At 72.1% G+C, this 25,634-nt stretch carries 22 protein-coding genes; 11 read left to right on the forward strand and 11 right to left on the reverse strand.

Features of this window, described 5'->3' with window-relative positions; all coding sequences use genetic code 11:
* The first annotated feature begins 12 nt into the window (after positions 1-12).
* The 5 genes from ACIHFD_RS55220 to ACIHFD_RS55240 all read left to right on the forward strand — a co-directional run bounded on the left by ACIHFD_RS55220 (position 13) and on the right by ACIHFD_RS55240 (position 6,798).
* The gene (locus tag ACIHFD_RS55220; protein ID WP_397373745.1) at positions 13-672 is read left to right on the forward strand and encodes an HNH endonuclease family protein; all 660 of its coding nucleotides are present in this window, start codon (positions 13-15) and stop codon (positions 670-672) included.
* Between the two features lie 758 nt (positions 673-1,430).
* Positions 1,431-1,772, forward strand: a complete 342-nt coding sequence (locus ACIHFD_RS55225; protein WP_397373746.1) for a hypothetical protein — start codon at positions 1,431-1,433, stop codon at positions 1,770-1,772.
* A 418-nt stretch (positions 1,773-2,190) separates the two neighbouring features.
* A complete protein-coding gene (locus tag ACIHFD_RS55230) occupies positions 2,191-4,572 on the forward strand; it encodes a WD40 repeat domain-containing protein (RefSeq protein WP_397373747.1) in 2,382 nt (793 codons plus the stop codon).
* A 330-nt stretch (positions 4,573-4,902) separates the two neighbouring features.
* Positions 4,903-5,859 (forward strand): cyclase family protein, encoded by a 957-nt coding sequence (locus tag ACIHFD_RS55235; RefSeq protein ID WP_397373748.1) that lies wholly within the window; start codon positions 4,903-4,905, stop codon positions 5,857-5,859.
* Positions 5,860-6,135: 276 nt separating this feature from the next.
* Complete coding sequence (locus tag ACIHFD_RS55240; protein WP_363972680.1) at positions 6,136-6,798, forward strand: class I SAM-dependent methyltransferase; 663 nt, start codon at positions 6,136-6,138, stop codon at positions 6,796-6,798.
* 3 nt (positions 6,799-6,801) lie between these two features.
* On the opposite strand, the gene ACIHFD_RS55245 is transcribed toward ACIHFD_RS55240, so the two are convergent.
* Both ACIHFD_RS55245 and ACIHFD_RS55250 read right to left on the reverse strand, forming a co-directional pair.
* Positions 6,802-7,530, reverse strand: coding sequence for a winged helix-turn-helix domain-containing protein (locus tag ACIHFD_RS55245; protein WP_397373749.1), 729 nt, complete (start codon positions 7,528-7,530; stop codon positions 6,802-6,804).
* Positions 7,531-7,569: 39 nt separating this feature from the next.
* A complete protein-coding gene (locus tag ACIHFD_RS55250; RefSeq protein WP_355198021.1) occupies positions 7,570-8,010 on the reverse strand; it encodes a hypothetical protein in 441 nt (146 codons plus the stop codon).
* Positions 8,011-8,128: 118 nt separating this feature from the next.
* Between ACIHFD_RS55250 and ACIHFD_RS55255 the strand changes: the two genes are divergently transcribed.
* A complete protein-coding gene (locus ACIHFD_RS55255; RefSeq protein WP_397373750.1) occupies positions 8,129-9,622 on the forward strand; it encodes a serine/threonine-protein kinase in 1,494 nt (497 codons plus the stop codon).
* Positions 9,623-9,679: 57 nt separating this feature from the next.
* Entirely contained in the window at positions 9,680-10,162 is a 483-nt protein-coding gene (locus ACIHFD_RS55260) for a hypothetical protein (RefSeq protein ID WP_397373751.1), read from the forward strand.
* A 24-nt stretch (positions 10,163-10,186) separates the two neighbouring features.
* On the opposite strand, the gene ACIHFD_RS55265 is transcribed toward ACIHFD_RS55260, so the two are convergent.
* The 5 genes from ACIHFD_RS55265 to ACIHFD_RS55285 all read right to left on the reverse strand — a co-directional run bounded on the left by ACIHFD_RS55265 (position 10,187) and on the right by ACIHFD_RS55285 (position 14,802).
* Entirely contained in the window at positions 10,187-10,636 is a 450-nt protein-coding gene (locus tag ACIHFD_RS55265; RefSeq protein ID WP_397373752.1) for a S26 family signal peptidase, read from the reverse strand.
* Positions 10,633-12,426 carry an ABC transporter ATP-binding protein gene (locus tag ACIHFD_RS55270; protein WP_397373753.1) on the reverse strand — a complete coding sequence of 598 codons (1,794 nt, stop codon included), beginning with the start codon at positions 12,424-12,426 and terminating at the stop codon, positions 10,633-10,635. The genes ACIHFD_RS55265 and ACIHFD_RS55270 overlap by 4 nt, the downstream gene beginning before the upstream one ends.
* On the reverse strand, positions 12,423-12,959 hold the full coding sequence (locus ACIHFD_RS55275) for a TlpA family protein disulfide reductase (RefSeq protein WP_397373754.1): 537 nt from the start codon (positions 12,957-12,959) through the stop codon (positions 12,423-12,425). The genes ACIHFD_RS55270 and ACIHFD_RS55275 overlap by 4 nt, the downstream gene beginning before the upstream one ends.
* A gap of 143 nt (positions 12,960-13,102) precedes the next feature.
* Positions 13,103-13,303, reverse strand: coding sequence for a hypothetical protein (locus ACIHFD_RS55280; RefSeq protein ID WP_350739375.1), 201 nt, complete (start codon positions 13,301-13,303; stop codon positions 13,103-13,105).
* A 131-nt stretch (positions 13,304-13,434) separates the two neighbouring features.
* Positions 13,435-14,802 (reverse strand): sensor histidine kinase, encoded by a 1,368-nt coding sequence (locus ACIHFD_RS55285; protein ID WP_397373755.1) that lies wholly within the window; start codon positions 14,800-14,802, stop codon positions 13,435-13,437.
* Positions 14,803-15,115: 313 nt separating this feature from the next.
* On the opposite strand from ACIHFD_RS55285, the gene ACIHFD_RS55290 reads away from it, so the two are divergent.
* On the forward strand, positions 15,116-16,051 hold the full coding sequence (locus tag ACIHFD_RS55290; RefSeq protein ID WP_397373756.1) for an NADP-dependent oxidoreductase: 936 nt from the start codon (positions 15,116-15,118) through the stop codon (positions 16,049-16,051).
* A gap of 63 nt (positions 16,052-16,114) precedes the next feature.
* Here ACIHFD_RS55290 and ACIHFD_RS55295 read toward each other — a convergent pair whose 3' ends face one another.
* Positions 16,115-17,476, reverse strand: coding sequence for an MFS transporter (locus ACIHFD_RS55295; protein ID WP_397373757.1), 1,362 nt, complete (start codon positions 17,474-17,476; stop codon positions 16,115-16,117).
* Positions 17,477-17,558: 82 nt separating this feature from the next.
* Between ACIHFD_RS55295 and ACIHFD_RS55300 the strand changes: the two genes are divergently transcribed.
* On the forward strand, positions 17,559-18,083 hold the full coding sequence (locus tag ACIHFD_RS55300) for a helix-turn-helix domain-containing protein (protein ID WP_350739386.1): 525 nt from the start codon (positions 17,559-17,561) through the stop codon (positions 18,081-18,083).
* A 6-nt stretch (positions 18,084-18,089) separates the two neighbouring features.
* Here ACIHFD_RS55300 and ACIHFD_RS55305 read toward each other — a convergent pair whose 3' ends face one another.
* The 3 genes from ACIHFD_RS55305 to ACIHFD_RS55315 all read right to left on the reverse strand — a co-directional run bounded on the left by ACIHFD_RS55305 (position 18,090) and on the right by ACIHFD_RS55315 (position 22,478).
* Positions 18,090-20,372, reverse strand: coding sequence for a bifunctional polysaccharide deacetylase/glycosyltransferase family 2 protein (locus ACIHFD_RS55305; protein ID WP_397373758.1), 2,283 nt, complete (start codon positions 20,370-20,372; stop codon positions 18,090-18,092).
* On the reverse strand, positions 20,369-20,899 hold the full coding sequence (locus ACIHFD_RS55310) for a hypothetical protein (protein ID WP_397373759.1): 531 nt from the start codon (positions 20,897-20,899) through the stop codon (positions 20,369-20,371). Before ACIHFD_RS55310 ends, ACIHFD_RS55305 begins: the two co-directional genes overlap by 4 nt.
* A 100-nt stretch (positions 20,900-20,999) precedes the next feature.
* Positions 21,000-22,478 (reverse strand): FAD-dependent monooxygenase, encoded by a 1,479-nt coding sequence (locus ACIHFD_RS55315; RefSeq protein ID WP_397373760.1) that lies wholly within the window; start codon positions 22,476-22,478, stop codon positions 21,000-21,002.
* Positions 22,479-22,552: 74 nt separating this feature from the next.
* Here ACIHFD_RS55315 and ACIHFD_RS55320 point away from each other — a divergent pair, with 74 nt between their 5' ends.
* Positions 22,553-23,170 carry a TetR/AcrR family transcriptional regulator gene (locus ACIHFD_RS55320; protein WP_397373761.1) on the forward strand — a complete coding sequence of 206 codons (618 nt, stop codon included), beginning with the start codon at positions 22,553-22,555 and terminating at the stop codon, positions 23,168-23,170.
* Between the two features lie 290 nt (positions 23,171-23,460).
* Entirely contained in the window at positions 23,461-25,632 is a 2,172-nt protein-coding gene (locus tag ACIHFD_RS55325; protein WP_397373762.1) for a VWA domain-containing protein, read from the forward strand.
* The last annotated feature ends 2 nt before the right edge of the window (positions 25,633-25,634 follow it).

Genomic DNA, 25,634 nt, shown 5'->3' on the forward strand with positions numbered 1-25,634 from the left:
ATGGATGGAACCATGATCCTTTTGAGGCGGACAATCCACGTGACCGTGCTCGCTGCCCTCTTGGTCCTCCCGATCATCGCCATCCCGCCGGCTTCGGCCGACACCCGCAAGCGGCCGCAGGCCGAAGCCGGCGCCGCGCTCGCCCGCCGCATGTTGTCCCAGTTGAAGGTCTCCAGGGCGTTATCGATCCGCGGCTATGCACACCGGCGTTTCCTGCCCCGATGGGCGCACCACAGGGGTAAGTGCGACACCCGGGAGACGGTGCTGGCCCGCGACGGGCGACGCGTGCGCAAGAACGCCACGTGCTACCCCGTCAAGGGCCTCTGGTACAGCCCGTACGACGGCAAGTGGCTGAAGAGCGAGAAGCATGTGGACGTCGACCACGTCGTGCCGCTGTCGTACGCCTGGCGTTCCGGCGCCAGCAGGTGGAGCCAGGCACGCAGGCGCGCTTTCGCCAACGACCTCACCCGACCAGAACTGGTCGTCGTCAGCCACTCCGCCAACATCGCCAAGGGTGGCCAGGGGCCGCAGAGCTGGCGTCCGGCGCGCCGCGCCTACTGGTGCCGCTACGCGACCTCATGGATCACCGTGAAGCACCACTACCGGCTCTTCGTGACAAGAAAGGAGAAGAAGGCTCTGCTCAACATGCTCCGCACCTGCCGGGGACGTTGACACATCGCCTGTGACCTGGCTCGGGATCGAGGAGGAACCGCGCAGGAACTGGCGGTACGGCCCGAAGGGCTGTTGTTGCCCGAGATGCGGTCGGCGACGGTGGCCTGTTCGGCGGTACCGGCGCGGAAGTACGGGGCGGTGGTGTCCAGGGAAGCAGGCCCGAGGAAGGCCTCTATCAGGCGCTCGGCGGGAAGCTCCCCTTGGCAGGGGGACGTCCGGGGTTCGGGTGCCCTTGTCGCATGCGTCTGCGGGGCCTGTTCAGGGGAAACGAGGGTCGTCGGGACGGTAGCGGGCACAATGCGCGAGCACCCCCGACGTCCCTCGCAAGGTCCACGCGGCACGGACGCCCAGCAGTCGGACACGATGCACCGCAGCCGTGACCAGGTGCTCAGTGCCAACCCAACGGCGTGCTCGTAGCCGGGGCCGAGGATCTCCTGCCGGGCCAGGCACTCGACGTGGGATGCGGCGAGGGCGTCGACGCGCTCCGGCGGCCCACCGCAGCCAACCCACCGCACCCAACCCACTGGAGCCGGCCCACCGTGGCCGCCTCACCGCAGCCTGCCCACCACAGCCTGCCCGCCGTGGCTGGCCCACCGTGGCTGGCAGGTCATCGCGGTCGGCATCTTCGAGGTCGCCCTGCGCCGCGCCGCCGCTACCGCCACAGATGTCCAGCGCCGCGTGTCCTGGCCGCATGCGGACACGCATCACGTATCAGCCGTCGTGGGCGTCCCTCCTAAGGAGCGGAAAGGAGCGAGACGATGGCCACTTACACGATCGACAGCTACAGCGTGCGAGCCTGGTCCTCCAGGCCGACCACGAACCTCAGCCCCGGCGTCGCCGTCACCGGGATCTACCTGTACGAGGGCGGCGCCTACCGGGGTTACGCCTACTTCTACCCCGACGGCACCCCGCTGGCGCCGCCGGTGATCGACGCGGCCGCGGGCCAGATCTTCATCCATCTCAACCTGTCGCAGCTCACCGGGATCCTGCAGTTGCTGCGCGAGGAGAAGCCGGTCTATCTGTACGAGTTCGGCACCACGAACGCCGGGCTCATGACGGGCACCGAGCCCACGGGTGAGGAGGAGGGCATAGCGGGCTGACCCTCACTCTCGGGGCAGCCTTCACCCGGCATCGGTCGGCGCGTCAGCGCGAGATGATTTCGTCGCGACATTGCTGCCCCTTGCAGGCGCAGGTCTTGATCGCGATGGTGATCGTCTCCCTGAGGTTCTCCGGCACCGCCGTACAGCGGGTGTCGCGGCTTGGGTCGGCGGCCTTGATGAGGACACGACCTCCTTGCAGGTCAAAGCGAGACGATCTTTTCTGGCGCGTAAGGTGCGCTGACCGGCTCGCACAGCACGGGCGCAGGGGGTCTTGACGGTGTAAGCGCGCCACGGGCAAGGCGAGGGATCGTGATTCGGCTGCGCGCGGTGCCGGGCGAGTCGATCGTCGAGGTCGTGGACGAGGGGTGGTCGCCGCATCCGGGCACCAGCGGCGCGGGCCGGTGTTAGCCTGCTCGTCGTGTCTACTGGCGATCATGACTTACCCGGCCCCGGCCAGGCACATGCCTCGGGCCAGGCGTCGGCCGACGAGACGCTGGACGATCCGCGTTTCCTGATCCACGCCGACCCCGACGAGGTGATGGCGCTCGCGTCGCGAGCAGACGGCGCCGAGGCGCGGCTGGCCGCGGCGGTCTACCGCACGTCCGCCGGCCGGCATCGTGACCTGCCTCCCGCCGCGCGCCGTCAGGTCCTGACCGTGGACGCCGCCCGGTGGCAAGCCGGTGATCTGGGGCGGCGGCTCGCCGAGGCGCCGGACGAGCACGGCGCGGCCGCTCCGTACCGGGTGGAGTGGGCGACTGGCACGTCACTGAAGGGCGCGCTGCTGTGGTCGGCCGATCTGCCGGACCACGAAAGACTCGGGCCGGCCGCAGTCTGGGCGATGGCGGCCGACGGGTCGCCGGGCCAGGCCGTGGTGACGGTCGCGGCCTTCGGCCGTGACGGCTGGACCTGGGACCTGGCGTCGGGCAGCTGCGTCGGCAGGCCCGTGTTCGACGACGGAGGAGTCGAAGCCCTGGAGAGCGTGGTGCTCGACGGTCGTCGATCGCTGGTCGTCAGCGGGTACAGCATCGTCGACGACCTCGTACGGGCGAGCGTGTGGGTGATGGACGTCGGCTCCGGGGAGCGCGTCGGTTCGCCGTTCGTCACCGAAGGTCACGTAAGCGATCCGCTGGCCGTCACCACGGTGGCGGGCCGTCCGGTGGCGATCTCCGGCGGATCGGCGGTGAAAGTCTGGGACCTGCTCGCGCAGCGCCCTCTCGGCACGCCGTACAAGGCGCACGGCGACACGAGGGTGGTCTCGATCGCCACGACGACCCTGGACGGCCGCGCGGTCGCGGTCACCGGTGATTACGACGGCTTCGTGCGTGTGTGGGATCCCCTCGACGGGACGGAGGTTGCAGCGCCGACAGAGACTTCCGGCCGGCCGGAAAGCCTGCTCGCCTTGTCTCTCGACGGCCGCCCCGTCGTGGTCACCGGCGGCTACGACGGCCCGGTCGAAGTGCGGGATCTGCGCGAGGGGACTCTCGTTCGCGAACTGCTGCCCGAGGACGTGCTGGCGCGTGGCAGCAGTTCGCTCGCCGCCGCCGAACTCGACGGCCGCTCGATCGTGGTCGCCCTCGACCGCGACGGGCGCGTACGAATGCTGGACCTCGCCACAGGCGAGCCACTGTGCGCTCCCCTGCCTCCAGGGCGCGGAAAACCTGATGCGATCCGCGTGGCCGAGGCCGGCGGCCGTCCGATCGCCGTCACCAGCGGCATGCTCTCGTCCGTGGTGCAGGCGTGGGACCTGACCGCCGCGTGCTCCGCACCAGCCGCCGGAGCGCCGCGCGGCCTGCCGGGCGACATCACCGCCCTGACGGTCTGCGAGGTCGACGGCCGCGAGGTCATCGTCACGGCCCACCACGACGGCCCCGCCGACGACCCCAGGTGGGGCGAGGGGTACGTGTGCGTCACCGACCTGGCCGACGGCACTGCGGTGACCCCCGCCATCCCCACCGGAGAAGGACGGACACAGCTCGCCCTGGCCGACTTCCACGGGGGCCCCGTAGCGGTGATCACCTGTAATCAGCGGTTCGTGCCGCGGCTGCTGCGATTGCCTGCGGGTCAGGAGCTGGACATCACGTTCACCACCTCGGACTACCGACAGGACCACAACGGCCGGATCACCGCGCTCGCCACCGGCCGGCTGACCGACCGCCCCGTGGTGGTGACCGGCGGACGGCACAACCAGGCGCGCGTGTGGTACCTGGACAGCGGCTCCATGTGTACGGCCGTCGCCGGACGCGGCGGCGGGTACACCCATGTCACCGCCGCAGCCGTCGGCTCGCTTCGAGGCCGCGCCGTGGCGGTCACCGCCGGACACGGATCCGACACACCCGAGATCCGGGTGTGGTGGCTGTCCAGCGGCCGCCCGGTCTGTCAGCCGGAGGCAGGTCACAGTGGAACCGTGAACGCCGTCGCGATCAGTGACCTGGACGGCGCCCCGGTCGCGGTGACCGCCGGTGCGGATCAGACAGTCCGGGTGTGGGACCTGAACAGCGGAAAACTGGTCAGAGACCCCCTGACCGGGCACACGGCACCGGTCCTGGCCGTGGCCGTGACCGAACTGGACGGCCGCCCCGCCGTGGTGACCGGCGGCGCGGATCGAACCGTCCGGATGTGGGATCTGGGCAGCGGGCGCCGGCTGCGACAGGCGGATCTGCCCGGCGCGGTGTCGCATGTCGCCGTCGCGTCGGGCGGCCGGCTGGTCGTCTCGTTCGGTGACGACATCGCCGTCATGTCCCCCCCAGCACCTGGCGGCGGAGCGGTGAGATGGCCGGGTTCATCAAGCTCTATCCGCTGAGCGCCGATCTTCAGCCGAGATGTGGACTCTCCGTGCTGAGACGGGCGGGGCTGGTGGGGGCTTCTGGCCGTCTTCACAGCGACTGTCAGCCACTCCGGCAAGGTAACCCTTCATCCGAAGCCCGGACCCGCGAGGAGGGCGACGCCGAGCACCATGGCGGAGGAGGTCACGGCGCCTGGATGATCTTTCCTGCTGGGTTCTTTCGGAGGTCGGGGTCGCCCTCAGACGCAAATCGAGGTCACACCGTCTCTCCGGCCCCGGCGAGGCCATAGGGCGGGATACCCTGCCTGCGGTGCCTCGAACCACGTGACCGGAGGAGTCGATGCTGGGATGACGGCAGAGCGACCGATGCCCACACAGGACGACGTGCTCGGATACTTCGACACGCTGTCGAACTGGGGACGGTGGGGCGACGACGACGAGCTCGGCACTCTGAACCACATCACCGACGACGTCCGCCTGGCGGCGGCACGGGCCGTACGCCACGGCAGGAGCGTGTCGTGCGCATGGGAGGTCGCCGTACCGCAAGACATGGAGCGGTCGACGACGACGTGCCCGTGCGCCGCCGACATGCCGGGTGCCGAGAACATGCCGGTGGCCGCATTCCACAACGACCGGCGCTGGGGCTTTTCCTCCGAGCGGCTCGGCATCACCTTCCACGGCAACACCCTCACCCACATCGACTCGCCGTGCCACATCTTCTGGGACGGCACGATGTACAACGGGCGGTCACACGCGCTGGTCGACACCGCAACCGGATCGGCGTGGGCGTCCGTCACGGCGGCGGCGAACGGGATCATCACGCGTGGTGTCCTGCTGGACATCGCGAGCGTGCGGGATGTGCCGTGGCTGGAACCCGGGCAGGGTGTGTTTCCCGACGATCTCGAGGAGGCCGAGCGTCGCCAGGGCGTGCGGGTGCGACCCGGCGACGCGGTACTCCTGCGGACCGGCCATGGCCGCGCCCGGCACGAGAGCGGTGCCCTCAGCGGTTTCACGCAGGCCGGGTGGCACGCGTCCTGCCTGCCGTGGCTGCATGAACGGCAGGTCGCGCTGATCGGCGCCGACACCCCCCAGGACGTCCAGCCGTCGGGGTACGAAGACGTGTTGATGCCGGTCCACGCCGTGAGCCTCGTCGCCATGGGTCTGTGGATGCTCGACAACTGCGACCTGGAGGCGTGCGCGACGACGGCCGCCGAGCTCGGCCAGTGGGACTTCCACCTCGCAGTCGCGCCGGTCCGCTTCGCCGGCACGTCCGGCAGTCCGGTCAACCCGATCGCCACCTTCTGACCGCAGTTCACGAGGAGGTGCGACGCCATGACACGCCGTGCCGGCCGGGAACCAGGCGGCACGAGCGCCCCAAGGCAGGGTGTTGCGATAGCTGACGTCGGCCCGCCGTACTTCCCGACGCGCCATGAGGTTTTGGTGCCCCAGCCAGCTCCCCGGGCTGGGGCATGTCGAGATTATGGCCTTTAGTCCGATTTGTATAGCTTTGGCGAGTAATTTTCCTTGACCGCCCTTGCAAGGACGCCCCTGATGCCCCGCCACGGCAGGTATGAATAGATCATGACCGCGCGTTATGACGGCCAGGCCGACTGGTACGACGAGTACATCGGCTCCAGTGCCCACGTCACCACGCAGGACATCGTCGACCTCCTCGGCCCCGGCGAGGGGCCGTGCCTGGACGTCGGCTGCGGCACCGGCCTCTATCTCGACGCCATCCGCTCCACCGGCCGGACCGTCATCGGCCTCGACCGCTCCGCCGACCAGCTGCGCCTGGCCCGCCGCCGGGACCCCGCACCCCTCCTCCAGGGCGACGCCACGGCCCTGCCGTTCGCCACGGGCACGTTCGGCACCGTCACCGCGATCTGGGTCTCGACCGACATCCCCGACTTCGCCGGGCTGCTGCGGGAGGCGGCCAGGGTCCTGCGCCCGGGCGGCCAGTTGCTGTTCTACGGGGTGCACCCGTGCTTCAACGGCCCCCACATCGAATCCCGCGAGGACGGCGCGGTGATCATCCATCCCACGTACCGGATCAAGGGGTGGCACAAGCGCTCGCCGTGGTGGCGCAAGGGCGGGGTCCGGGACCGGGTCGGGATGAGCCACGTGCCGCTGTCCGACCTGATGAACGCCTTCGTCGACGCCGGGCTGGCCGTCGGGCGCGTGTACGAGCCGCAGGAGCGCCCCGTACCGTCCGTCCTGGCCGTCAGGGCGTTCCGGCCGGGCTGACGCTCAGCAGCCGGGCACCGGCAGCAGGGCCAGGTGCTCGCTGGTCACGAGGTCGAACCTCAGCGCCAGCGACACCAGCGCGTGACGCTGCCAGTCGGCCTTGCCCTCACCGCCCTGCGGGCTTTTCACGTGCAGCTTCTTCTCGGCCAGGTAGCCGATGTGGAAGCCGATGGCGGTGCGGCTCAGCTCCAGGTCGGGGAGCCTCTCGGCGATCTCGGGGATCGTCGGTATGCGCGACGTCGAGGGGTCGCGCAGGCGCGGCTCGCACAACGCCACCAGGATGCGGAAGTACTTGGCGTTCTGGTCGAGCGGGTAGGCGACCTGCGTGGCCGCGCCCTCGTCGGCGCGGTGCGGCGGCACATGTACGTGCTGCGGCGCGAACACCAGGAACGAGACCGTGCCGTCGACCGCCGGCAGGCTCACCCTGGAGAACTCGAACGGGATCGGCGCCCCCATCCGCCCCGGCGGCACCTTGACGAACTCCCCGCCCCCTTCCGGGTTCTCCACGACGTACGTCTTCGACGTGCTGAGGTTGGACAGCAACCAGTAGTCCCCCACCGCGACGATCTCGCCGGCGCGCCGGGAGACCGCGGCGTCGTCCAGCCGGAGATCCACGGGAGAGCCGGGAGCCCCGCGCCCGAAGAGCGCCTGCTCCCCGGGCGCGAGCTCCAGCGAGTACGGCCGGTCGTCGGTAGGCGCCGCCGCCATCTGGATCAAGATGGTGCTGTGCATCCGCGGGACCCTACTCGCGTGCCGGTGAAGGTGTCCAGGTCATACGGGCAACGGCTTGCCACCCGGGCGCCTGCACTCCCGCAGGCCGCCGTCGGACTCGTCGTTGCCGCCCCCGCGGAAGTAGACCTCGCTGACGTACCCCCACCTGTCGTTGTCGGCCATGGTGGCCGCCCACCAGTAGTTCCGGTACGAGCCCAGCGTGTAGCTCGCCCCGGCCTTCTCGCACAGGTACCAGTCGTCCCCCGCCGGATCGATGTAGCCGACGATCTTGCCCTTGGCCGGCGACTCGTAGACCGGGATGCTCCCGCTCGGCGACCAGTCGGGGCAGTTCTGGACCGTGTCGTTACCATGCCGGAACGGCTTCCCGCACGGGCTGGCGTCGCCCGCGGCGGCCGTGGCGGTCCCCGCAGCCGGGCCGGCGACCCCCGCGATCGCCAGCCCGAAGGCCGCGGCGAGCGCGGCCCGTCGGATACTCATCATGCTTTTCCTCCCGATGTCGGTATCCGCGTCGATCCTGCGGGGCGCGGGGCCATTTCCGTAACCTGGTAGCTACCAGGGCGCGTGGACGGATCCACGATGATCGGCGATGATGAGCTGAATGACGGCTCCGTCCCAAGCAGGTCGCTACCGGATCGAGCAGCTCATCGGTGTCGGGGGGTTCGCCTCCGTCTATCTGGCCCATGACGACGAGTTGCGCTCGCCGGTGGCCGTCAAGATCCTCGCCGACAACTGGGCCCGCCAGCCCGACGTGCGCGGGCGTTTCCTCCAGGAGGCGCGGCTGCTGCGCAGGGCCGACTCCCACCTGCTCGTACAGGTCTTCGACGTGGGCGAGCTCGACGACGGCCGCCCGTACTTCGTGATGACCTACGCCGACCGCGGCACGCTGGAGGACCGCCTGTCCGGCGGGGCGCTCACCGTCGACGAGGCGCTCGGCCTGATGCGCGACATCTGCCAGGGCGTGTCCGTGTTGCACAGCATCGGGGTCGTCCACCGCGACCTGAAGCCGTCGAACGTGCTGTTCTGCTCGCGTCCCGAGGGCGGTGAGCGGGTGATGGTGGCCGACCTCGGCATCGCGCGGTCCACCGACCACCTGAGCGGGCTGACGCTGCCCGCGGGTTCGCCCGGCTACCAGGCTCCGGAGCAGCTCTACTTCGACGGCGCGCCGGACGCGCGCGCCGACGTCCACGGCCTGGGCGCGCTGACCTACCACATGCTCACCGGCAGGGTGCCCGCCAAGCCGGAGCAGCGGGTGCCGCCGAGCGCGCTGCGTCCCGAGGTGCCGGAGGCGGTCGACGCCGCCGTGATGCGCGCCCTGGATCCCGGCAGGGAGGCCCGCTGGCCCGACGCCGCCGCCTACGCCGCGGCCCTGTCGTCGTCCACCGCCGTGCCGTCGGCGAGCTGGAAACCGCAGGTGCAGCTGTCGGGCGGGGAAGCGCAGGGGCTTTCGTCGGGCGGGGAAGCGCATATGCGGCCGTCCGAAAAGGGCCGGCGCAGGGTGATCGCCGGGGGTGCGGCGGCCGTCGTGGCCGCGGCGGCCGTCACCGTCGTGGCCGTCAACCTCGCTCAGAGCCCGGACCAGCCCGGCGGCACCCGCGCGGCCGCGAGCACGCCGCCCGCGAGCGGCTCGACCAGCCGGTGGCTGCGGAATGGCTCCGACATCCCCGGCCAGTACCGCGAGCTGATCGTGCAGGCGGGCACGTACTGCCAGGAGCCCGGACTCAGCCCGGCCCTGATCGCCGCGATGCTCAAGGCGGAATCCGGCTACGACCCCGGCCTGTCAGATCCGGTGAAGGACGAGTACGGCATCTCCAGGTGGACCCCCTCGGTGCTCTGGTACTGGCAGCCGGGCGGCCTGCAGAGTCCGAAGCCCGTGCCGCCGTTCAGCCCGGAGCTGTCGATCCTGTCGATGGGCCGGTTCCTGTGCACGCTGGGCCCCAGGGTCGCGGACCTGCCCGGCGACCCGGCGCTGAAGCTCGCCGCCCTCTACCGCAGCGGCGTCGACCCGCTGAAGCGGGCGGGCGGCATCCCCGAACGGTGGCGCGACTACACCGAGAAGGTCTCCCGCTACATGCGCGACTACCGGCCGGACTGAGGGCGCTCGACGCATGCTCAACGCGGGCTCAACATTCCTTGATCGACTCTTTCACCCGTGACCGACCATGCCGCCGCCATCCCGTCCATCGGATTACGCACGCCCGCCGAGTTCGTCGCGGGGCTGCGCAGCCTCAAGGCGTGGTCGGGGCTGACGTACCGGCAGCTCGAAGCCCGTGCGGCGGCTGCCGGGGACTTCCTGCCGTACAGCACGCTGGCCTCGGCGTTCGGCCGTAACCGGCTGCCCCGCCGGGAGCTGGTCGTGGCCTTCACCAGGGCCTGCGGCTGCCGTGCGGAGGAGACGGCGGCCTGGCTGGACGCGCACCGCCGCGTCGCCGCCCGGTCCGTACGCACCCCGGCCGCCTCACGGCCCGACGACCCGGTCTGGCCGCTGGGAGAGGAGCTGGCCGTCCTCGGCTACCGGCTCATCGTGGCGGCGGCGAGCCGGACCCCCGACCCGATCACCGAGGCCGCGGCCCGCCAGGTCATCGCCGAGCTCGCCGACCTGGCCCGCGCAGGCGGCGACCCGCGCGGGCAGTGACCGGCGCAAAGGCGACCCGCGTGGCTAAGGTGGTCCGAGGCGGCGCACCACGACGCCCACCACCCGCTCTGGTGGGACATATCCGAAATCTCGGGAGTCGAAGGATTCGTCAACGTTGTCGCCCCGCACGGCCAGATGCCCCTCCGGCACGACCGGCCCCGCCCCGGGAACGGGAAAGTCCACGCGATCGCCGCCCGTGGCCACCACCCGCTTGATCAGCAGACCCACGTCCACGACAAAGGAGCCAGGCGGCGGCGCGGCCTCCGCCACCGCCCCCTCCCCCGTACGGCCCGGCGCCTCGAAGACGACGGTCTGGCCGCGCCGGACCTTCGCCGCGGCGGTCCGCCGTACCAGCACCTTCTCCCCGGGCAGGTAGGAGGGCCGCATGCTGTACCCCCGCACCGTCACCACCAGGTACCGCTTCCTGAGCACCCAGAGCACGGCCGCGAGGGCCGCGACGACAATGAAGATCATGGGATGCGCTGCTCCTCCGCGTCGATGTATCCCGAGGCCTGCTTCGCCCACAAGCTCGCGTACAGACCTCCACGGGCGAGCAGCTCGTCGTGCCGCCCCAGCTCCCCCACCCGCCCCTCGACCAGCACCGCGATCAGGTCCGCGTCCCGGATCGAGCCGAGCCGGTGCGAGACGAGCACGCTGGTGCGGCCCGCCCTGATCTCCCGCAGCCGGCTGTGCACCTCGTACTCGGCCTCGGCGTCCAGCCCGGCGCTCGGCTCGTCCAGGATCATCAGGTCCCGGTCGCCGCGCAGGAAGGCGCGGGCCAGGGCCACCCGCTGCCACTGCCCGCCCGACAGCAGCACGCCCGTCTCCTGCTCGCCGTCCTCGCTCTCGCCGAAGAACATGCGGGTCAGGGCCGTGTCGTAGCCACGGGGCAGCCGGGCCAGGACGTCATGGACCCCGGCCCGCCGCGCCGCCTCCTCGACCGGGGCCGCCCGGCCCAGCACCGCCAGGTCGCCCACGGCGATGTTGTCGGCGGCGCTGAAGTCGTACGCCATGAAGTCCTGGAAGACCGCGCCGGTCCGGGCGCGCAGCTCCTCGACGGGGAGGTCGCGCAGGTCCACGCCGTCCCACAGGATCGCGCCCCGCTGCGGGTCGTAGAACCGGCACAGCAGCTTGACCAGTGTGCTCTTGCCGGCGCCGTTCCGGCCGACCAGCGCGACGGACCGGCCGTACGGGATGAACAGGCTGACCCCGCTCAGCACCCACGGATGCTCCTCGCTGTAGCGGAACCACACGTCACGCAGCTCGATGCCGCGCCGCAGCGGCGACGGCCCGCCCGCCTCCGGCGAAGGTGAGGGCAGGTCGGGCTCGGCGCGCAGCACGGCGGCGTGGTGCCCGAACATCAGCAGCTGGTGGTGCGCCTGGCCGGTGGAGCCGACGAGCCCCTCGATCGCGCCCTGGATCCCGGCCACCGCGGCGATGAACATCGACACGTCGCCGACCGACATCCCGCTCCCGACGGCCCAGATCAGCCCTCCTCCGGCGGTGAGCGTGGACAGCGCCGCGAGCGCGCTCTGCACGGCCAGCTCCCGCCGGTCCAGGCCGCGTTTGACGGCGTCCACCGACCGCCGCTCCGCGATCATCCGGCCGCGCAGGAAGCCACCGAGGCCGAACAGGCGGATCTCCTTGGCGGCGTCCACGCTGCCGAGCAGGGTGCCGTAGAACAGCTCGCGGCGTTCGGCCGGGCCGATCTCCCACTGCACCCGCGCCCTCCCCCGCGCCAGGCGCAGCTCCGCGACGAGCGCGGGCAGCGCCGAGCCGATCACGACGGCGGTGAACGCGGGACTGATCACCAGGAGCGAGCCGACGAACCCGGCCAGCGTCACAGCCCCGCGTCCGAGGCCGAACAGCGCGTCCACCACGCGGCCCGGCGCGGCGGCGCTCTGCTCGGCCAGCCGCAGCCGGTCGAGCATGGCCGGGTCCTCGAACCTGGCCAACCCCCGCCAGCGCTCGACCGCCGCGAACAGCCCGGCCCGCGCGCTCAGCCCGGCCCGCCGGTCCAGCTCGGCCCGCAGATACTGCCCCGCCTGCAGGGCGAGCGCCCCCGCCAGCCCGCTCGCGGCCAGGCCCGCCGCGAGCGGCAGGAGTACGCCGCCCGTGACGAGGCCGTCCAGGATCAGCTTGGTCAGCCATGCCATGACCACGGGCACAGCCGAGGCGAGCAGCACGCTCGCCAGGTAGGCGAGGAGGGTGCCGGAGGCGGCCCGCCACACCAGCGCCAGGGCCTGTCCGGCGGTCGACCTCACCCGATCGCCACGACCGGCGACCGCATGATGTCGGGCCCGGTCGCGATCACGTACCCCTCGGCGTCCACGACGCAGTACCCGGGGAAGGCGTTGGCCTCGAACGCCCGGCTGACCGGCCCGCCCATCTCCTCCACCACCACCAGCGACACGGGCGCCAGCCGCTCGACCATCTCGGTCGCGCGCTCCGCGTCACCGGCGACGACGGCGAGGACCTGCCCCGGCGTCTCCCGCGCCGCCTCCACGAAGCCCGGCAGCGCCTCCTTGCACGGCCCGCACTCCGTCGAGAAGAACGCCACCACGGTGTTGCCGGTCAGCGTGCCGCCGGACACGATCCGCCCGTCGGCCGTCACCGCCTCGAACTCACCGATCCGCGAGCCGACCGGCAGCATGTCCTGGCCGAGGTAGCGGCGCTGCAGCAGGTCCTCGAGGTGAACGGTGTGCTGTTTGAGCCGCCTGATCACCCCGAACGTCAGCAGCAGATCCAGCAGGCAGAGCGCTGCCACGAGGACCACGGCGACGACGAGCACGGTCATGCTGTTCCCCTTCGTTGCGGGTGGGCGAGAAGAGCTCCACGAGCTCGTCGAGACGGGAGACGATCATGGCGAGCCGGCGTGCCCGGGGCTCACCCGGCCGTCACCGCGTGCCGGGCACGGGTGACGGCAGGCGCCCTCGTCGGTCAGCAGTCGCCTCGGGAGTAGCAGTTGCAGCCGGTGCTGCCGATCCTCGGGCAGCACGTGATGTACATGACGCGCGCCCCCGTGGTGCAGCAGCGGGTCTGGCAGTCGGAGCCGCACCCGGGGCAGGCCGCCGCGGCCTCGGCGCGCGGGACCAGGCGCTGGAGCAGGTTGTCGGCGAGTCTTGCGATCGTCGCGGTCATCGGGGTGATTCCTTCCCTGTGCTCTGCACGGATGGCTGGAGGTACGGGAACCTGGATGACCTTCACCTTGGCCCGGGTGCCCGGGCCCAACAAGGAATACGCCATGTTCCGAAAAGTTCCGAACAGCGATGTCAGGAGCGCTTGGGCACCGGGAAGACGGCCACGAAGCGGGCGCCGGGTGAGTGGTCGGCGAGGCTGAGCGTGCCGTCGTGGGCCGCGGCGATGTCGCGGCACAGGGCCAGGCCGAGGCCGCTGCCGCCCTTGTCCTTGGCCCTGGCGGGGGCCAGGCGGGTGAAGCGTTCGAAGACCCGCTCCCGGTCCTGTGGCGGGATGCCGTCACCGTCGTCGGTCACCGTGACGGTTACCTTGTCGCCGTCCACGGCCACCTCCAGGTCGATCCGGGTGGCGGCGTGGCGGGTGGCGTTGTCGAGCAGGTTGGTCAGCAGGCGGTCGAGCTGCAGGGGCGAGCCGTAGACCGGCGCCGAGACGCACAGGTCGGCGACGATCGGCACCCGGCCGCCCGCGCGGCGGTTGACCTGCTCCTCAGCCACGCGGACCAGGTCCACCACGCGGCGCTCGCCGACCGCGCCGGCGTCCAGCCGGGCCAGCATCAGCAGCTCGTCGATGATGCCGGTCAGGCGGTCGGCGGCGGCCAGCGCCTGCTCGCCGGTGGCCCTCCAGTCCGTCTCGTCGGGATAGGCGCCGGCCACCTCCAGCTGGGCTCGCAGGGCCGAGATGGGGCTGCGGAGCTCGTGGGAGGCGTCGGCGACGAAGCGGCGCTGGGTCTCGACCGTGCGTTCGAGGCGGTCGAGGGTGTGATTGGTGGTGGTGGCCAGGTCGGTGATCTCATCGCCGGTGTCGGGCACGGGCACGCGCCTGCTGAGGTCCTGGCCGGTGATCTCGGCCATCTCGGCCCGTACGCGTTCGACCGGGCGCAGGGCGGCCCCGACCACGGCCCACGCGATGCCGGCCACGCTCAGCAGGATGAGCGGGATGCCGAGGAACATCAGGACTTCCACCCACTTGATGGCCTTGTCCACGTCGGTCAGCGAGGCCGCCCCGTACACCGTGGTGACGCCGATCGGCGAGCTCACCTTCAGGGCCATGACCAGGTAGTGAGCCTCGGGCTCGGTGAGATGGGGGGACAGCGTGAGCTCGGTCATGTAGATCTTTTTGGGCTGGTCCGCCCGGAACCTCATCAGGGTCGGGATGTTGCTCACGCCGGGACTGGTCGCGATCACGTTGCCGCGGGCCGAGACCACCTGCAGGAGCTGGACCCGCGACGGGGTCTGCAGCACCGTGTGGAACTCTCCCGACTCCAGCTCGCCGGCCACCCGGCGGACGGCCAGCTCCAGTCTGGTCTGCACGGCCCCGCGCAGATTGGCGGGCGCGGTGGCGAGCGTGATGGCGGCCGTGATGGTGAAGACGACCGCCGCCGCCAGTGTCGCGACCGTGGTCAGCCGCGCCCGGATCGAGCGTGGAAACAGCCGTTTCACCATCTCATTCCGGCCTCCCCGTATCACCACGGGTGACGCTCACCCGTGTACCCCCTTCCCAACATGATGGCTGATCTGCGGATATACGGGTACCGGGTCGGTGGCGAATACTCTCCGTGTTCAGCGGTGACCGGCCATCGCGCGCCGCGTCCGGGACAGACCATGATCAGCAGGTGCTGGAGGGTACCGGCTCGGCCGTAGCAGCCATCCGAGCCGCGCTCGTCCGCGTGCGGTACGCACCTCGAAGTGCGTACTTCCCGATGGAGAGCAGCTCTCCGTAGGTTTGTCGCAGCGAAACCTGATGAGGGAGTTATCGATGCGAGCAGTCGTCATTCACGCTTTCGGCGGGCCCGAGGTGCTGGAGATCGCGGACGTGCCGGTGCCCGCGGTCCGGGAGCGGCAGGTCCGCGTCCGGGTCGAGGCGGCGACGGTCAATCCCGTCGACCTGGCCACCCGGTCCGGGGCTCTCAGCGAGGCGGGCCTGCTGCCGGCCCGGGACGTGATCGGCATCGGCTGGGACGTGGCCGGAATCGTGGACGCGGTGGGCCCCGGCGTGACCGGTGTCGTGCCGGGCGAGCGGGTGATCGGCCTGTCGGACCGCCTCGACGTGCCGCTCGGCGCCCAGGCCGAGTACGTGGTCCTCGACGCGGACGCGGTCACCCGCGCGCCGTCGGGACATTCGGCGGTGGAGGCCGCGACGTTGCCGCTCAACGGGCTCACCGCGGTGCAGGCGCTCGACCGGCTGGAGCCGGCCGCCGGGCGGACGCTGCTAGTCACCGGCGCGGCCGGGGCCGTGGGCGGGTTCGCCGTGCAGCTGGCCGCCGCGCGCGGGCTGCGGGTGGTCGCGGTGGCCGGCGCCGAGGACGAGCCGCTGGTGCGCGGGCTCGGCGCCGAGTGGTTCGTGCCGCGTACGGCGCGGCTGGGCGAGGCCGTACGCGCTCTCGTGCCGGGCGGCGTGGACGGGGCGCTCGACGCCGCGGTGACCGGGGCGGCGGCCCTGGACGCCGTCCGCTCGGGCGGCCTCTTCGCCGCGCTGGTCGCGGGCGGGGCGCCGCTGCCGTTGCGCGGCACCCAGGTGTTCGACCACTGGATCCGCGCCGACGGCGCCCGCCTCGCGGACCTGGTCGCGCTGGTCGAGGCCGGCTCCCTCACCCTCCGCGTGGCCGAGGCGCTGCCCTTGGACCAGGTCGCCGCCGCCCACCGCCGCCTGGCCAAGGGCGGCCTGCGCGGCCGCCTGGTCCTCGTCCCCTGAGCCCGCCACGATCCGACGGCGCGACCTCCCCTGAGCCCACCACGGTCTGACGGCGCGACGCGCTCATGTGCGGGAGCGGCCGAGGGTGAGGGCGGCGGCGAGGGCGGCGATGGCGGCGTAGGCGATCGTGGTGACGTCGGTGCCGTGCTGCCAGCCGAGCGAGCCGATCGTGGTGGCCATGGCGGCCACGCCCAGGGAGGAGCCGACGTACCGGGCGGTGTTGTTGGCGCCCGACCCCATGCTCGCCCGGGCGAGCGGAACGCTCTCGATGGCCAGATGGGTCAGCGAGGCGTTGATGAGCCCGCTGCCGACGCCGCCCACCACCAGGCCGGCGACGACCCGCGTCCAGGGGGCGGCGTCCGCGACCCCGAGCGTGAGCAGGGCTCCGGCGGCGGACAGGAGCAGGCCGAGCGCGAGGCGGACGCCCGAGTGGACGCGCAGGTGCCGGGCCAGCAGGGAGGCCAGGAACGACATGCCCGACCACAGCGAGAACAGCACGGCGCTGGTGAGCGGGGTGAGCGAGCGGGTCACCTGGAGCACGGTCGGCAGGTAGCTCATCATCCCGATGACGGCGATCCCGGTGACGAACGCGCCCGAGGTGGCCACCAGGAAGAGCGGGCGGCGCAGCAGGCCGAGCTCGATGAGGGGCTCGCGGCGGCGGTTCTCGATCAGTGTGAACGCGGCCAGCAGCACGACCGCCGCGGCGAACGACGCGTACACGACGGGCCGGTTCCAGCCCAGCCGGCCCTCGGTGACCCCGGCGAGCAGCGCGGCGGTGCCGAGCGCCAGGGTGATCGCGCCGGGCAGGTCGTGCGGGCGGCGGCGATCGCTGCGCGACTCCGGCAGCACCCGGCCGGCCGCCACGGCCAGGACCGCGCCGGCGACGGCGATCAGGACGTGCACGCCGCGCCAGCTCCAGGCGGCGGCGATCGAGCCGGACAGCAGCGGCCCCAGGGCGATGCCCAGCCCCAGCATCGCGCCGTAGCGGCCGGTCACCCGGACGCGGTCCGGGCCGCCCGGGTAGGCGTGGCCGAGCATGCCCAGGCTGCCCGCCAGCATGGCCGCGCTCGCTCCGCCCTGCACCAGCCTGGCCACGACGAACATCGCGGTGTTCACGGAGAGCGCCGAAAGCAGGGCTCCGGCGGCCAGCGCCCAGGTGCCGGCGACGTAGGCGCGCCTGCGCCCGTGGTCGTCGGCGAGCCCGCCCGCGACCAGCAGGAGCGCGGACAGGCCGAGCGAGATCGAGTTCAGCATCCAGGCGGGACCGGTGGGGCCCGAGCCGAGGTCGGCGGCGGCCTGGGACAGCGTGACCATCGGCACCGTGTAGTTGACCAATGCGAGCAGCGCGGCGGCGCAGGCCGCCACGGCCACCGTGCCCGCCGCGTGCGGGGTCGTCGGGGCGGGAGCCGATCGGGTGAGTGTCACGGCGTCTCCTTGGTTCATTCATTGAACTATGGAGGCACACGCTAACACGCCAAGGTTCAATGAATGAATTACCCTGGGGGTCATGGCGCTCGGCAAGAACTACGACGGCCAGGACTGCTCGCTCGCCCGCTCCCTGGAGCTGGTCGGCGAGCGCTGGACGATGCTCGTCGTCCGCGACGCCCTGTACGGCGTGCGCCGCTACGGCGACTTCCTGGCCCACCTGGACATCCCGCGGGCCGTGCTGTCCCAGCGCCTCACCACGCTCGTGGACGCCGGGGTCCTGCGCCGCCACCGCTACCAGGAGTCGCCGCCGCGCGAGGAGTACGTCCTGACCGAGATGGGGCAGGAGCTCTGGCCGGCCGCCCTCGCCCTGAGCAGCTGGGGCGAACGCCACCTGTCGGGCAAGCCGCGGCGGATCTTCTGCCACGTGCCCTGCGACACCAGGATCGACGGCTACGGCATGTGCCCGGCCTGCGGCGTCCGTCCCGAGCTGACCGAGATCGAGGTACGCCCCGGCCCCGACGCCGACCTCCTCCGGGACGACCCCGTCAGCCGCGCCCTACGGCGCCCGCACCGCATGCTCGAACCCCTGCCGCACACCGCCTGACGTGTCTCACCTCGCGTCCGCGAACCGCTCGGCGCCGTCGATCCCGTGCGGGGCGGGCGCCGCGGGCCCGGAGTCGCTGAACGTGCCCTCCCGCCGTACGGTGTGCCAGCGCAGCCGCACGCCCAGCAGGGCCGTCGCCAGGGACTGGATGACCACGAGGTACATGAGCTGGCGGTAGACGAACTGCTGGAGCGGCAGCACCCAGAGCGCGGAGGCGCGTTCTCCGTCCAGGCGGAGCGCGTACCAGCCAGTCAGCGCCTGCACCACCACGAAACCGGCCCATACCGCGACGACCGGGAGCGGATCGCCCAGAACCGTGTTGTAGATCGCCATGAGGTCGACGACGGGGGCCAGCAAGGGCAGCAGCACCTGGAACAGCGTCAGGTAGCCGAGGCAGCGGCGGCCGAACGGGCCTGGTTCGAGGACGGCTCGCCGATGCTTCCACATCGCCTGCACGGTGCCGTAGCACCAGCGGTAGCGCTGCTTCCACAGCTGGCCGAGCGAGGTCGGGGCCTCGGTCCAGGCCAGGGCCTTCTCCTCGTAGACCACGCGCCATCCGGCCCGGCACAGTGCCATGGTGAGGTCGGTGTCCTCCGCCAGCGTCTCCGTGCTCACCCCGCCCAGGGCCACGAGCGCCGAACGCCGGAACGCCCCGATCGCGCCGGGCACGGTGGCCATGCAGTCGAGCAGCTCGAAGGCGCGCCGATCGAGGTTGAAGCCGATGACGTACTCGATGTGCTGCCAGCGCCCGATCATGCCGCGCCGGTTGCCGACCTTGGTGTTGCCGCTCACCGCGCCGACCGCGGGGTCGGCGAGCTGGCGGACCAGGTGGCCGATCGTGGCGGGTTCGAAGACGGTGTCGCCGTCCACCATGACGAGCAGCTCATGGGCGGCCTGGGCGATGCCGGTGTTGAGCGCGGCCGGCTTGCCGCCGTTGGGCCGGCGGATCACCCGTACGCCGGGCAGCCCCAGCGCCTGCGCCAGCTCGGCGGTGCCGTCGGTCGAGCCGTCGTCGACGACGAGGATCTCGAGCGGGCCCTGGTAGGTGGTCTCGACCAGCGACCGCACCGTCGCCTGGATCCCGGCCGCCTCGTTGTAGGCGGGCACGATCACGGTCACCGGCGGGGGCGCGGACCACACGGGCGCGCGGCCCTTGCGCCGCCTGCCGCCCCTGTTGCGGGCCGCGTGCACCCAGGCGAGCACGGCGAAGAAGCCGAGCCGCCCCACCGTGAGCGCTCCCGCGGCCAGCAGCACCCATGCCAGCACGCCGGCGAACGTCCCCGAAGCCCGCTGGGCCAGGTTGAGCGCGGAGCCGGCGAACCGTTCCGCGCCGCCGGCCGGCTGGTGCGCCGAGGGCATGCCGAGCGCCTTGGTCACCGTGACGGCGCGGTAGCCCTTGCCGGTCAGCTCCCGCAGGACGGCCCCGACGGCCTCGACGGTCTGCCGCCGGTCGCCACCCGAGTCGTGCATCATGACGACGGCGCCCCGGCCTCTGGCCGGCAGCGAGGACGCCACGATGTTCGCCGTCCCGGGGCGGCTCCAGTCCTTGGTGTCGAGGTCCGTCAGCGTGACGAGGTAGCCCTCGGCCGCCAGGGCCTTCATGCCGGCCCACTGCGGCCCGGAGATCGCCGCGGGGGTCGAGGAGTACGGCGGGCGGGCCAGCGTCGTGTGCAGCCCGGTCGCCCCGGCCAGCGCCCGCTGCGTCAGCGACAGCTCCAGCTTGAGCCGCCAGGCGGGCAGCGCCGCGAGGTCGGCGTGCGAGTAGGTGTGGTTGCCCAGCTCGTGCCCCTCGGCGACGATGCGCCGCGCCAGCTCGGGGTATTGCGCCACCTTAGAGCCGACGGTGAAGAAGGTGGCCTTGGCACCGTACTTCTTCAGCATGTCGAGCACCTGCGGGGTCCACGCCGGGTCGGGGCCGTCGTCGAACGTCAGCGCGATGGTCCTGGCCGGCAGGCGGGCGCTGGCGGGCCCGTTCGCCGTGATGTTGAGGACGGGGCCGCCGCGCCGGACCTTCTCCAGCTCCGGAGTCGGGGAGTCCGTGGAGGGCGGGGGCGCCTGCGTCTCGCCGCCGACGTTGGTCACGTACCCGTTGAGCACCAGCGCTGCGGCGGCCAGCAGCATGCAGACGGCGAGCGGGAACCAGTGGCCCTTGGGGTCGGCCGGGGGTCTCGCGGTCGGCGCGGGCGGGTCGTGCGGCCGATCGTCGCCTTGCCGGGCGGTGTGGTCCTGCCAGGCGGGGAGCGGCGCGGCCGGCCAGACCAGCTTGTCGTGCTCCTGTGGGCCGTTCACTTCTTCGGGCCCTTCGTCCGGTCCGGATCGAGTCCCGGCGGCATCCTGGTCTGGCCGGGCGCCTCGTTGTCCGTGGGTACGGCGGTGGGATCGGCCGCGGGATCCGTGGTGGGGTCGCCGCTCGGCGCCGGATCCGTGCTGGGCCGTGGCGTGGGCCGTGCCTGCTGCGACGAGGTCTGCCCGGACGTCGCCGACGGCCGGACCTGGCCGGTGGCTCTGGGGGTCGGCCGGCGCGACGGCGGGCGTGTCGTCTCCGGGCGGGTCGCGGAGGAGGTCGGCTGCTCGGACCGCTTCGGCGAAGGCGTCGGCGTGCGGTCCGGCGAAGCCGTGCCGTCCGCGGCTCCTGAGCGGTCGCCCGGCCAGCCGTTCACCGAGAGGGTGGTGCTGGAGAACATTCCGGCGAGCACGACAGCGAGCAGCGCGAGAGCCAGGACGCTCGCGGCGATCGAGCCGATCATGATCAGCCTTCGACGCCGTCCACTCTGGTTGACGAAGACGGCTGTCGTGTTCTGTTGCTCAGGAGGCACGCGGAAATCGTAGTGACAGGGAGCGAACTAGAGAAACTAGGGCATTCTTGACATTGATCCCAAAACCGCCAGACAAGCCCAGTCAAGGCCGCGGTGGCGGTCAGGGCCTCAGCCACGTGCCGAGGGCGGCCGTCAGCGTGACCGTGTCGGCGGGACCGGGGCCGGACGCCCACGCGACCGCTCCGTCCGGCCGGACGAGCGCCGCCGCCAGATCGTCGCGATCCTTCACGGTCGCCTCGACCACGTCCAGCGCCCCGCGCCACGGCCCCGCCGCCCGCTCGACCTCCGGCTGCGACGGCGCGTGGACGAGCAGCGCCCGCCCGCCCCCGCACAGCTCCGAGATCGTGCGGGTCTCCCCCGGAGTCGTCACCAGCCGCAGGTCCGGGCAGGCGCGGCCGGTCAGCGGGTGCGTGGCCGGGTACGGGAACGCGTACCGGGTGCCGAGCCCGTTCAGCATCCGGCCGAAGTAGCGGTTGACGTCCGGGAGGTCGAGCAGGTCCGACACGATGTCGCGCATGGCCGCCACGTGCTCTCCCGGCAACGACAGAGCGGACTGGGCGCGCGTGTTGTGCAGGACGGCGGCTCCGACGGGGTGGCGTTCCGCCGTGTAGGTGTCGAGCAGCCCCTCGGGGGCGCGCCCGGCGACGGTGGCGGCGAGCTTCCAGCCCAGGTTGACGGCGTCCATGAGGCCGAGGTTGAGCCCCTGGCCGCCGTTCGGCGAGTGGACGTGGGCGGCGTCGCCGGCCAGCAGGACCCGGCCGATCCGGTACGTGGCCGCCTGGCGCGCGCCGTCGGTGAACCGCAGCGGACCGCGCACCCGCGCGAGCTCGACGTCCACTCCCGTCACCCTGAGCAGGCTCTGGCGCATCTCCTCGGCGGTCAGCGGCAGCCCGCGATCCTCGGGGAACCCGTCGAACTCGATCGTGGCCACCATCCCGGGCGCCCGCATCAGCCTGCCCGTGGAGGTCCAGCCCGACGCGGGGAGCCGGTCGAGGCCGGGGGCGTCGGTCAGGACCCGCCGTACGACGCTCGTGGGCTCGGTGCCGGGGAAATCGAACCCGGCCCGCTTGCGCACCGTCGAGCGTCCCCCGTCGCAGCCGACCAGGTACGGCGCGGAGAACCGCCGCTCCCCGGCCGGGGTGGCGACGGTGACGGTGACGCCGGAGTCGTCCTGCGCCAGGGCGATGACCTCGCACTCACGCATCACGACACCCTCGTCTCCAACGAGCGAAGCGAGGACCCGTTCGAGGTCCCGTTGCCAGATCGGCGCGCCGACCCGGTCCGGCTCCTCCTGCAACGCGGGGTCGATCTTGAAGATCTGCGCGAAGTGCCCCTTCTCGCTGCCGTGGTCGCGCGCCTTGTCGGCGAGCCCCTGCTCCCGGTACGCCTCCAGGGCCCCGCCCAGCCCCCGGCGGCGCAGCGCCTCGGCGGCCAGCGGGCCGATCCCCCGCGCCTTGGGCTCGGCGCTCGGCTCGGCGAGCCGTTCCAGCACCAGCGGCCTGGCTCCGGCGAGCCGTAACTCGGCGGCGAGCAGCAGCCCCACGGGCCCGGCTCCGACCACGATGACATCGGCGTCCATCGTCGCTCCCTAAACTAGACTAGACCGTCTCGTCTCGTAGACTAGCCCCCATCCGGAGAAAGTGGGTACAGACCATGGCCGAGCACGGCCCGCGACGCTCCCCGGCCAAGCGCCGGGCCATCCTCGACGCCGCGATCAAGGTGTTCACCGACCAGGGGTACGCCCGGACGAGCGTGGACGCCATTGCCGCGGTGGCGGGGGTGGGCAAGCAGACGGTGTACGGCCATTTCGGGGACAAGGAGCAGCTGTTCCTGGCCGCGATCCAGGAGGCCAGGTCGGCGGTGAGCGCAGGCGACGCGGACGGCACGGCGGACATCGTCCTGAGCGGGGATCCGCGCGAGGGCCTCACCGCGCTCGGCGGGCGGATCCTCGACATCGCGCTCTCACCCCGCGTGTCCGCGCTGCACCGGCTGACCATCGCGGAGGTGGCGCACCATCCGGAGCTCCAGCGCACCTGGCGAGGCAGCTCGGCGTCGGCGGACCGCACGGTGGTCGACTACCTGCGCGACTGCGACGCCGACGGCCGGCTGCGGGTCCCGGACCCGGCCAGGGCGGCACGCCAGTTCTCGTACCTGGTGATCACCGAGGGGCGGGTCGAGACGGCGTACGGGATGCTGCCGCTGCGGCCCGAACGGCGGCACGCCATCGCCGCCGACGCCGCCGACCTCATCATCCGCGCCCACCGCCCCTGACAGGAAATGCCCCTTATGTCGGCTTTGTGAGTCAAGTGACCAATGTGGCTAATGTGACCAGCGGATTCACAGATCGCTCATCTGCCGCCTGACCCGCCATTTCTCCCCTTAGGATTGCCATATGTCTGCGTCGAGGCTAAATTTCGGACCCCATTAATCAGACTTCCATTGCGTCCATAACTGCGGCAGAAACTTCTGGTGGCCTCTCTCCGTTCTGCGGATAGGTAAAACGGCAACTGTGAGGAAATGTGCGCGTCACTTCATCCCTCAGGTCCCTTCTCGCCCTGGCCGTGACCGCTGCTGTGGCGCTCTTACCTACGGCCGCGAGCGCTTCGCAGCCCTCCGACGTCAAACCCGTCCGCGTGGTCGTCCTGGTCGACGAGTCGGGCAGCCTGTCCGGCCAGGACGTCGCCCGTGAACGGGCCGCCTCCCAGCTCATCGCCCTCAGCGAGCTCTCGCCCCAGTCGCAGGTGGCCGTGGTCGGCTTCGGCAGCTCCAACGGCCCGGGCCAGGCGGCCGTGGACATCGCCTGCCCCCTGACCGGAGTGGAGACGGCCCAGGACCGCGAGTCGCTGAGCCGGTGCGTGGAGAAGCTGCGCCGCCGTAACAGCGACGAGGGCGGCGACACCGACCACGCCGCCGCCCTGGAGCAGGCCCTCGACATCATGAACGCGCCCGACGACCAGCAGCGGGCGAAGATCGTCTTCTTGCTGACCGACGGCGTCCTCGACGTCAGGAACAGCCCGCAGTACGGCGCCGACGCCCAGGCGCGCAACCGCAACGCCCGGGCACAGATCGACCGGAGCCTGCGGGACGCCGAGAAGGCGCGCGTGCAGATCTGGCCGCTGGGCTTCGGCTCGGCCGACAAGACGAGCCTCGACGCCTTCGCCGCGGGCGGCTGGCGGCAGCCCTGCGGCGACCAGGGGACGGCCACGCCCCGCGCGAGGGTGGTCGCTACCTCGGCGGACGTGGAGCGATCGCTGCTGGAGGCGTTCGCCTACGCCCGGTGCGCGGGCATCGAGCAGTCGGTCACCGACTCCCTCGAGCCGAACGCCACCGTCGACCTCCAGGTCAACATCCCGATCATCGCGACCGACGGCTCGATCGTGGTGGTCAAGCGCGACCGGCGCATCCGGGTGACCTACTTCGACCCCGACGGCAACCAGGTGCCCAAACAGGGCGAGCAGAACGACTCGACCTTCCAGGTCGCCGGCGAGGCCGGCCCGGTCGAGTCGCTGCGCATCCGCAACCCGCTGCCCGGCAAGTGGCGGGTCCAGCTGACGTCCCCGCCGGGCGTCAGCCGCCAGGACGTCAGCGCGACCGTCGTCTGGCAGGGCGCGCTGCGCGCCTCGATCTCCCTGAGCAACCCCCGGCCGCGTCCGGGCGAGCAGGTGGCCGTCCGGCTGCGCCTGCAGACCAGGACCGGCACGATCACCGACCCGGCGGCGCTGGAGGGCCTGCGCTTCACCGCCCGGATGTCCGGCGACGGCTTCCAGGAGCTCCCCGTCGACCTGCGCGACACGGGCGACGGCCCGGACCGCGCCCAGAGCGACGGCGAATACTCCGGCCAGGTCACCATCCCGGCCACGGCCACCGGCGCCCTGTCCTTCCTGGGCAAGGTCACCGGCCCGGGCGTCGCCGGCGACGAGCGCCCCTACGCGACCCGCGTCGCCGGGCCCGCCGACCGGCTCCGCGCCCAGGTGCAGCTCGACGCGGCCACCGTCGAGCCGGGCGGGGAGGTCTCCGGCACCGTACGCGTGACCAACGACGCCGAACCCGCCCAGCTCGCCCTGCGGCTCGTCGACGTCCCGGGCACGGTGAGCCTGTCCGTCCAGCGGCTCCAAGCGCCGGCGGGCGCCTCCGAACACGCCCTCAAGCTGCGGATCGGCGCGGAGGCGCCCAAGGGCCCGGTCGGCGGCTCGGTCCAGGTCGTCGACGCGTCCGGGCAGGTGGTGGCCGAGGAGTTCGTCGACGTGGACGTGCAGCCGCCCACGCCGCTGTGGCAGCGGCTGCTCCAGGCCCTCCTGGTCCTCCTGCTGATCCTGGCGGTGGCCCTGCCGCTGCTGCTCCTCAGGAGGCGCGCGCGGATGCGGGCGGCCGATCCGAGCGAGCTGACCTTCTACCTCTTCGACCGGCCGGGCGAGCCGTACGTCAGCAAGATGCAGGCGCCGCTCGGCGAGGGGCCCGAGTTCACCTTCGAGATCTCCGCCGGCCGCCTGGTGCGCACGTTCGGCACCGGCTACACGGCCCGCCGGGGCGGCGGCCAGACCGTCCTGGTCCGCGACCCGTCCGGACAGGAGCTGGAGCCGCTACGCCCGGGACGCCCGATCCCGCTGACCGGCGGCATGTTCCTCGGCGTCGACGACGACCGGGGCAAGGGCGCGGAACAACCCGTGTACGGCTCGCGGGAGCCGTCCCAGAGCAGGACCCACAGACCGATGCCAGGCGACGACCTGATGTGAGG

This window comes from Nonomuraea sp. NPDC051941, from assembly GCF_044593615.1.

Coding starts and splice junctions, on each gene's coding strand:
- ACIHFD_RS55275 (WP_397373754.1), bottom strand. CDS start 12,959: ATGACCGTGCTCGTCGTCGCCGTGGTCCTCGTGGCAGCGCTCTGCCTG.
- ACIHFD_RS55290 (WP_397373756.1), top strand. CDS start 15,116: ATGCGAGCAGTCGTCATTCACGCTTTCGGCGGGCCCGAGGTGCTGGAG.
- ACIHFD_RS55315 (WP_397373760.1), bottom strand. CDS start 22,478: ATGGACGCCGATGTCATCGTGGTCGGAGCCGGGCCCGTGGGGCTGCTG.
- ACIHFD_RS55235 (WP_397373748.1), top strand. CDS start 4,903: ATGACGGCAGAGCGACCGATGCCCACACAGGACGACGTGCTCGGATAC.
- ACIHFD_RS55240 (WP_363972680.1), top strand. CDS start 6,136: ATGACCGCGCGTTATGACGGCCAGGCCGACTGGTACGACGAGTACATC.
- ACIHFD_RS55300 (WP_350739386.1), top strand. CDS start 17,559: ATGGCGCTCGGCAAGAACTACGACGGCCAGGACTGCTCGCTCGCCCGC.
- ACIHFD_RS55280 (WP_350739375.1), bottom strand. CDS start 13,303: ATGACCGCGACGATCGCAAGACTCGCCGACAACCTGCTCCAGCGCCTG.
- ACIHFD_RS55255 (WP_397373750.1), top strand. CDS start 8,129: ATGACGGCTCCGTCCCAAGCAGGTCGCTACCGGATCGAGCAGCTCATC.
- ACIHFD_RS55320 (WP_397373761.1), top strand. CDS start 22,553: ATGGCCGAGCACGGCCCGCGACGCTCCCCGGCCAAGCGCCGGGCCATC.
- ACIHFD_RS55285 (WP_397373755.1), bottom strand. CDS start 14,802: ATGGTGAAACGGCTGTTTCCACGCTCGATCCGGGCGCGGCTGACCACG.
- ACIHFD_RS55220 (WP_397373745.1), top strand. CDS start 13: ATGATCCTTTTGAGGCGGACAATCCACGTGACCGTGCTCGCTGCCCTC.
- ACIHFD_RS55245 (WP_397373749.1), bottom strand. CDS start 7,530: ATGCACAGCACCATCTTGATCCAGATGGCGGCGGCGCCTACCGACGAC.
- ACIHFD_RS55225 (WP_397373746.1), top strand. CDS start 1,431: ATGGCCACTTACACGATCGACAGCTACAGCGTGCGAGCCTGGTCCTCC.
- ACIHFD_RS55265 (WP_397373752.1), bottom strand. CDS start 10,636: ATGATCTTCATTGTCGTCGCGGCCCTCGCGGCCGTGCTCTGGGTGCTC.
- ACIHFD_RS55250 (WP_355198021.1), bottom strand. CDS start 8,010: ATGATGAGTATCCGACGGGCCGCGCTCGCCGCGGCCTTCGGGCTGGCG.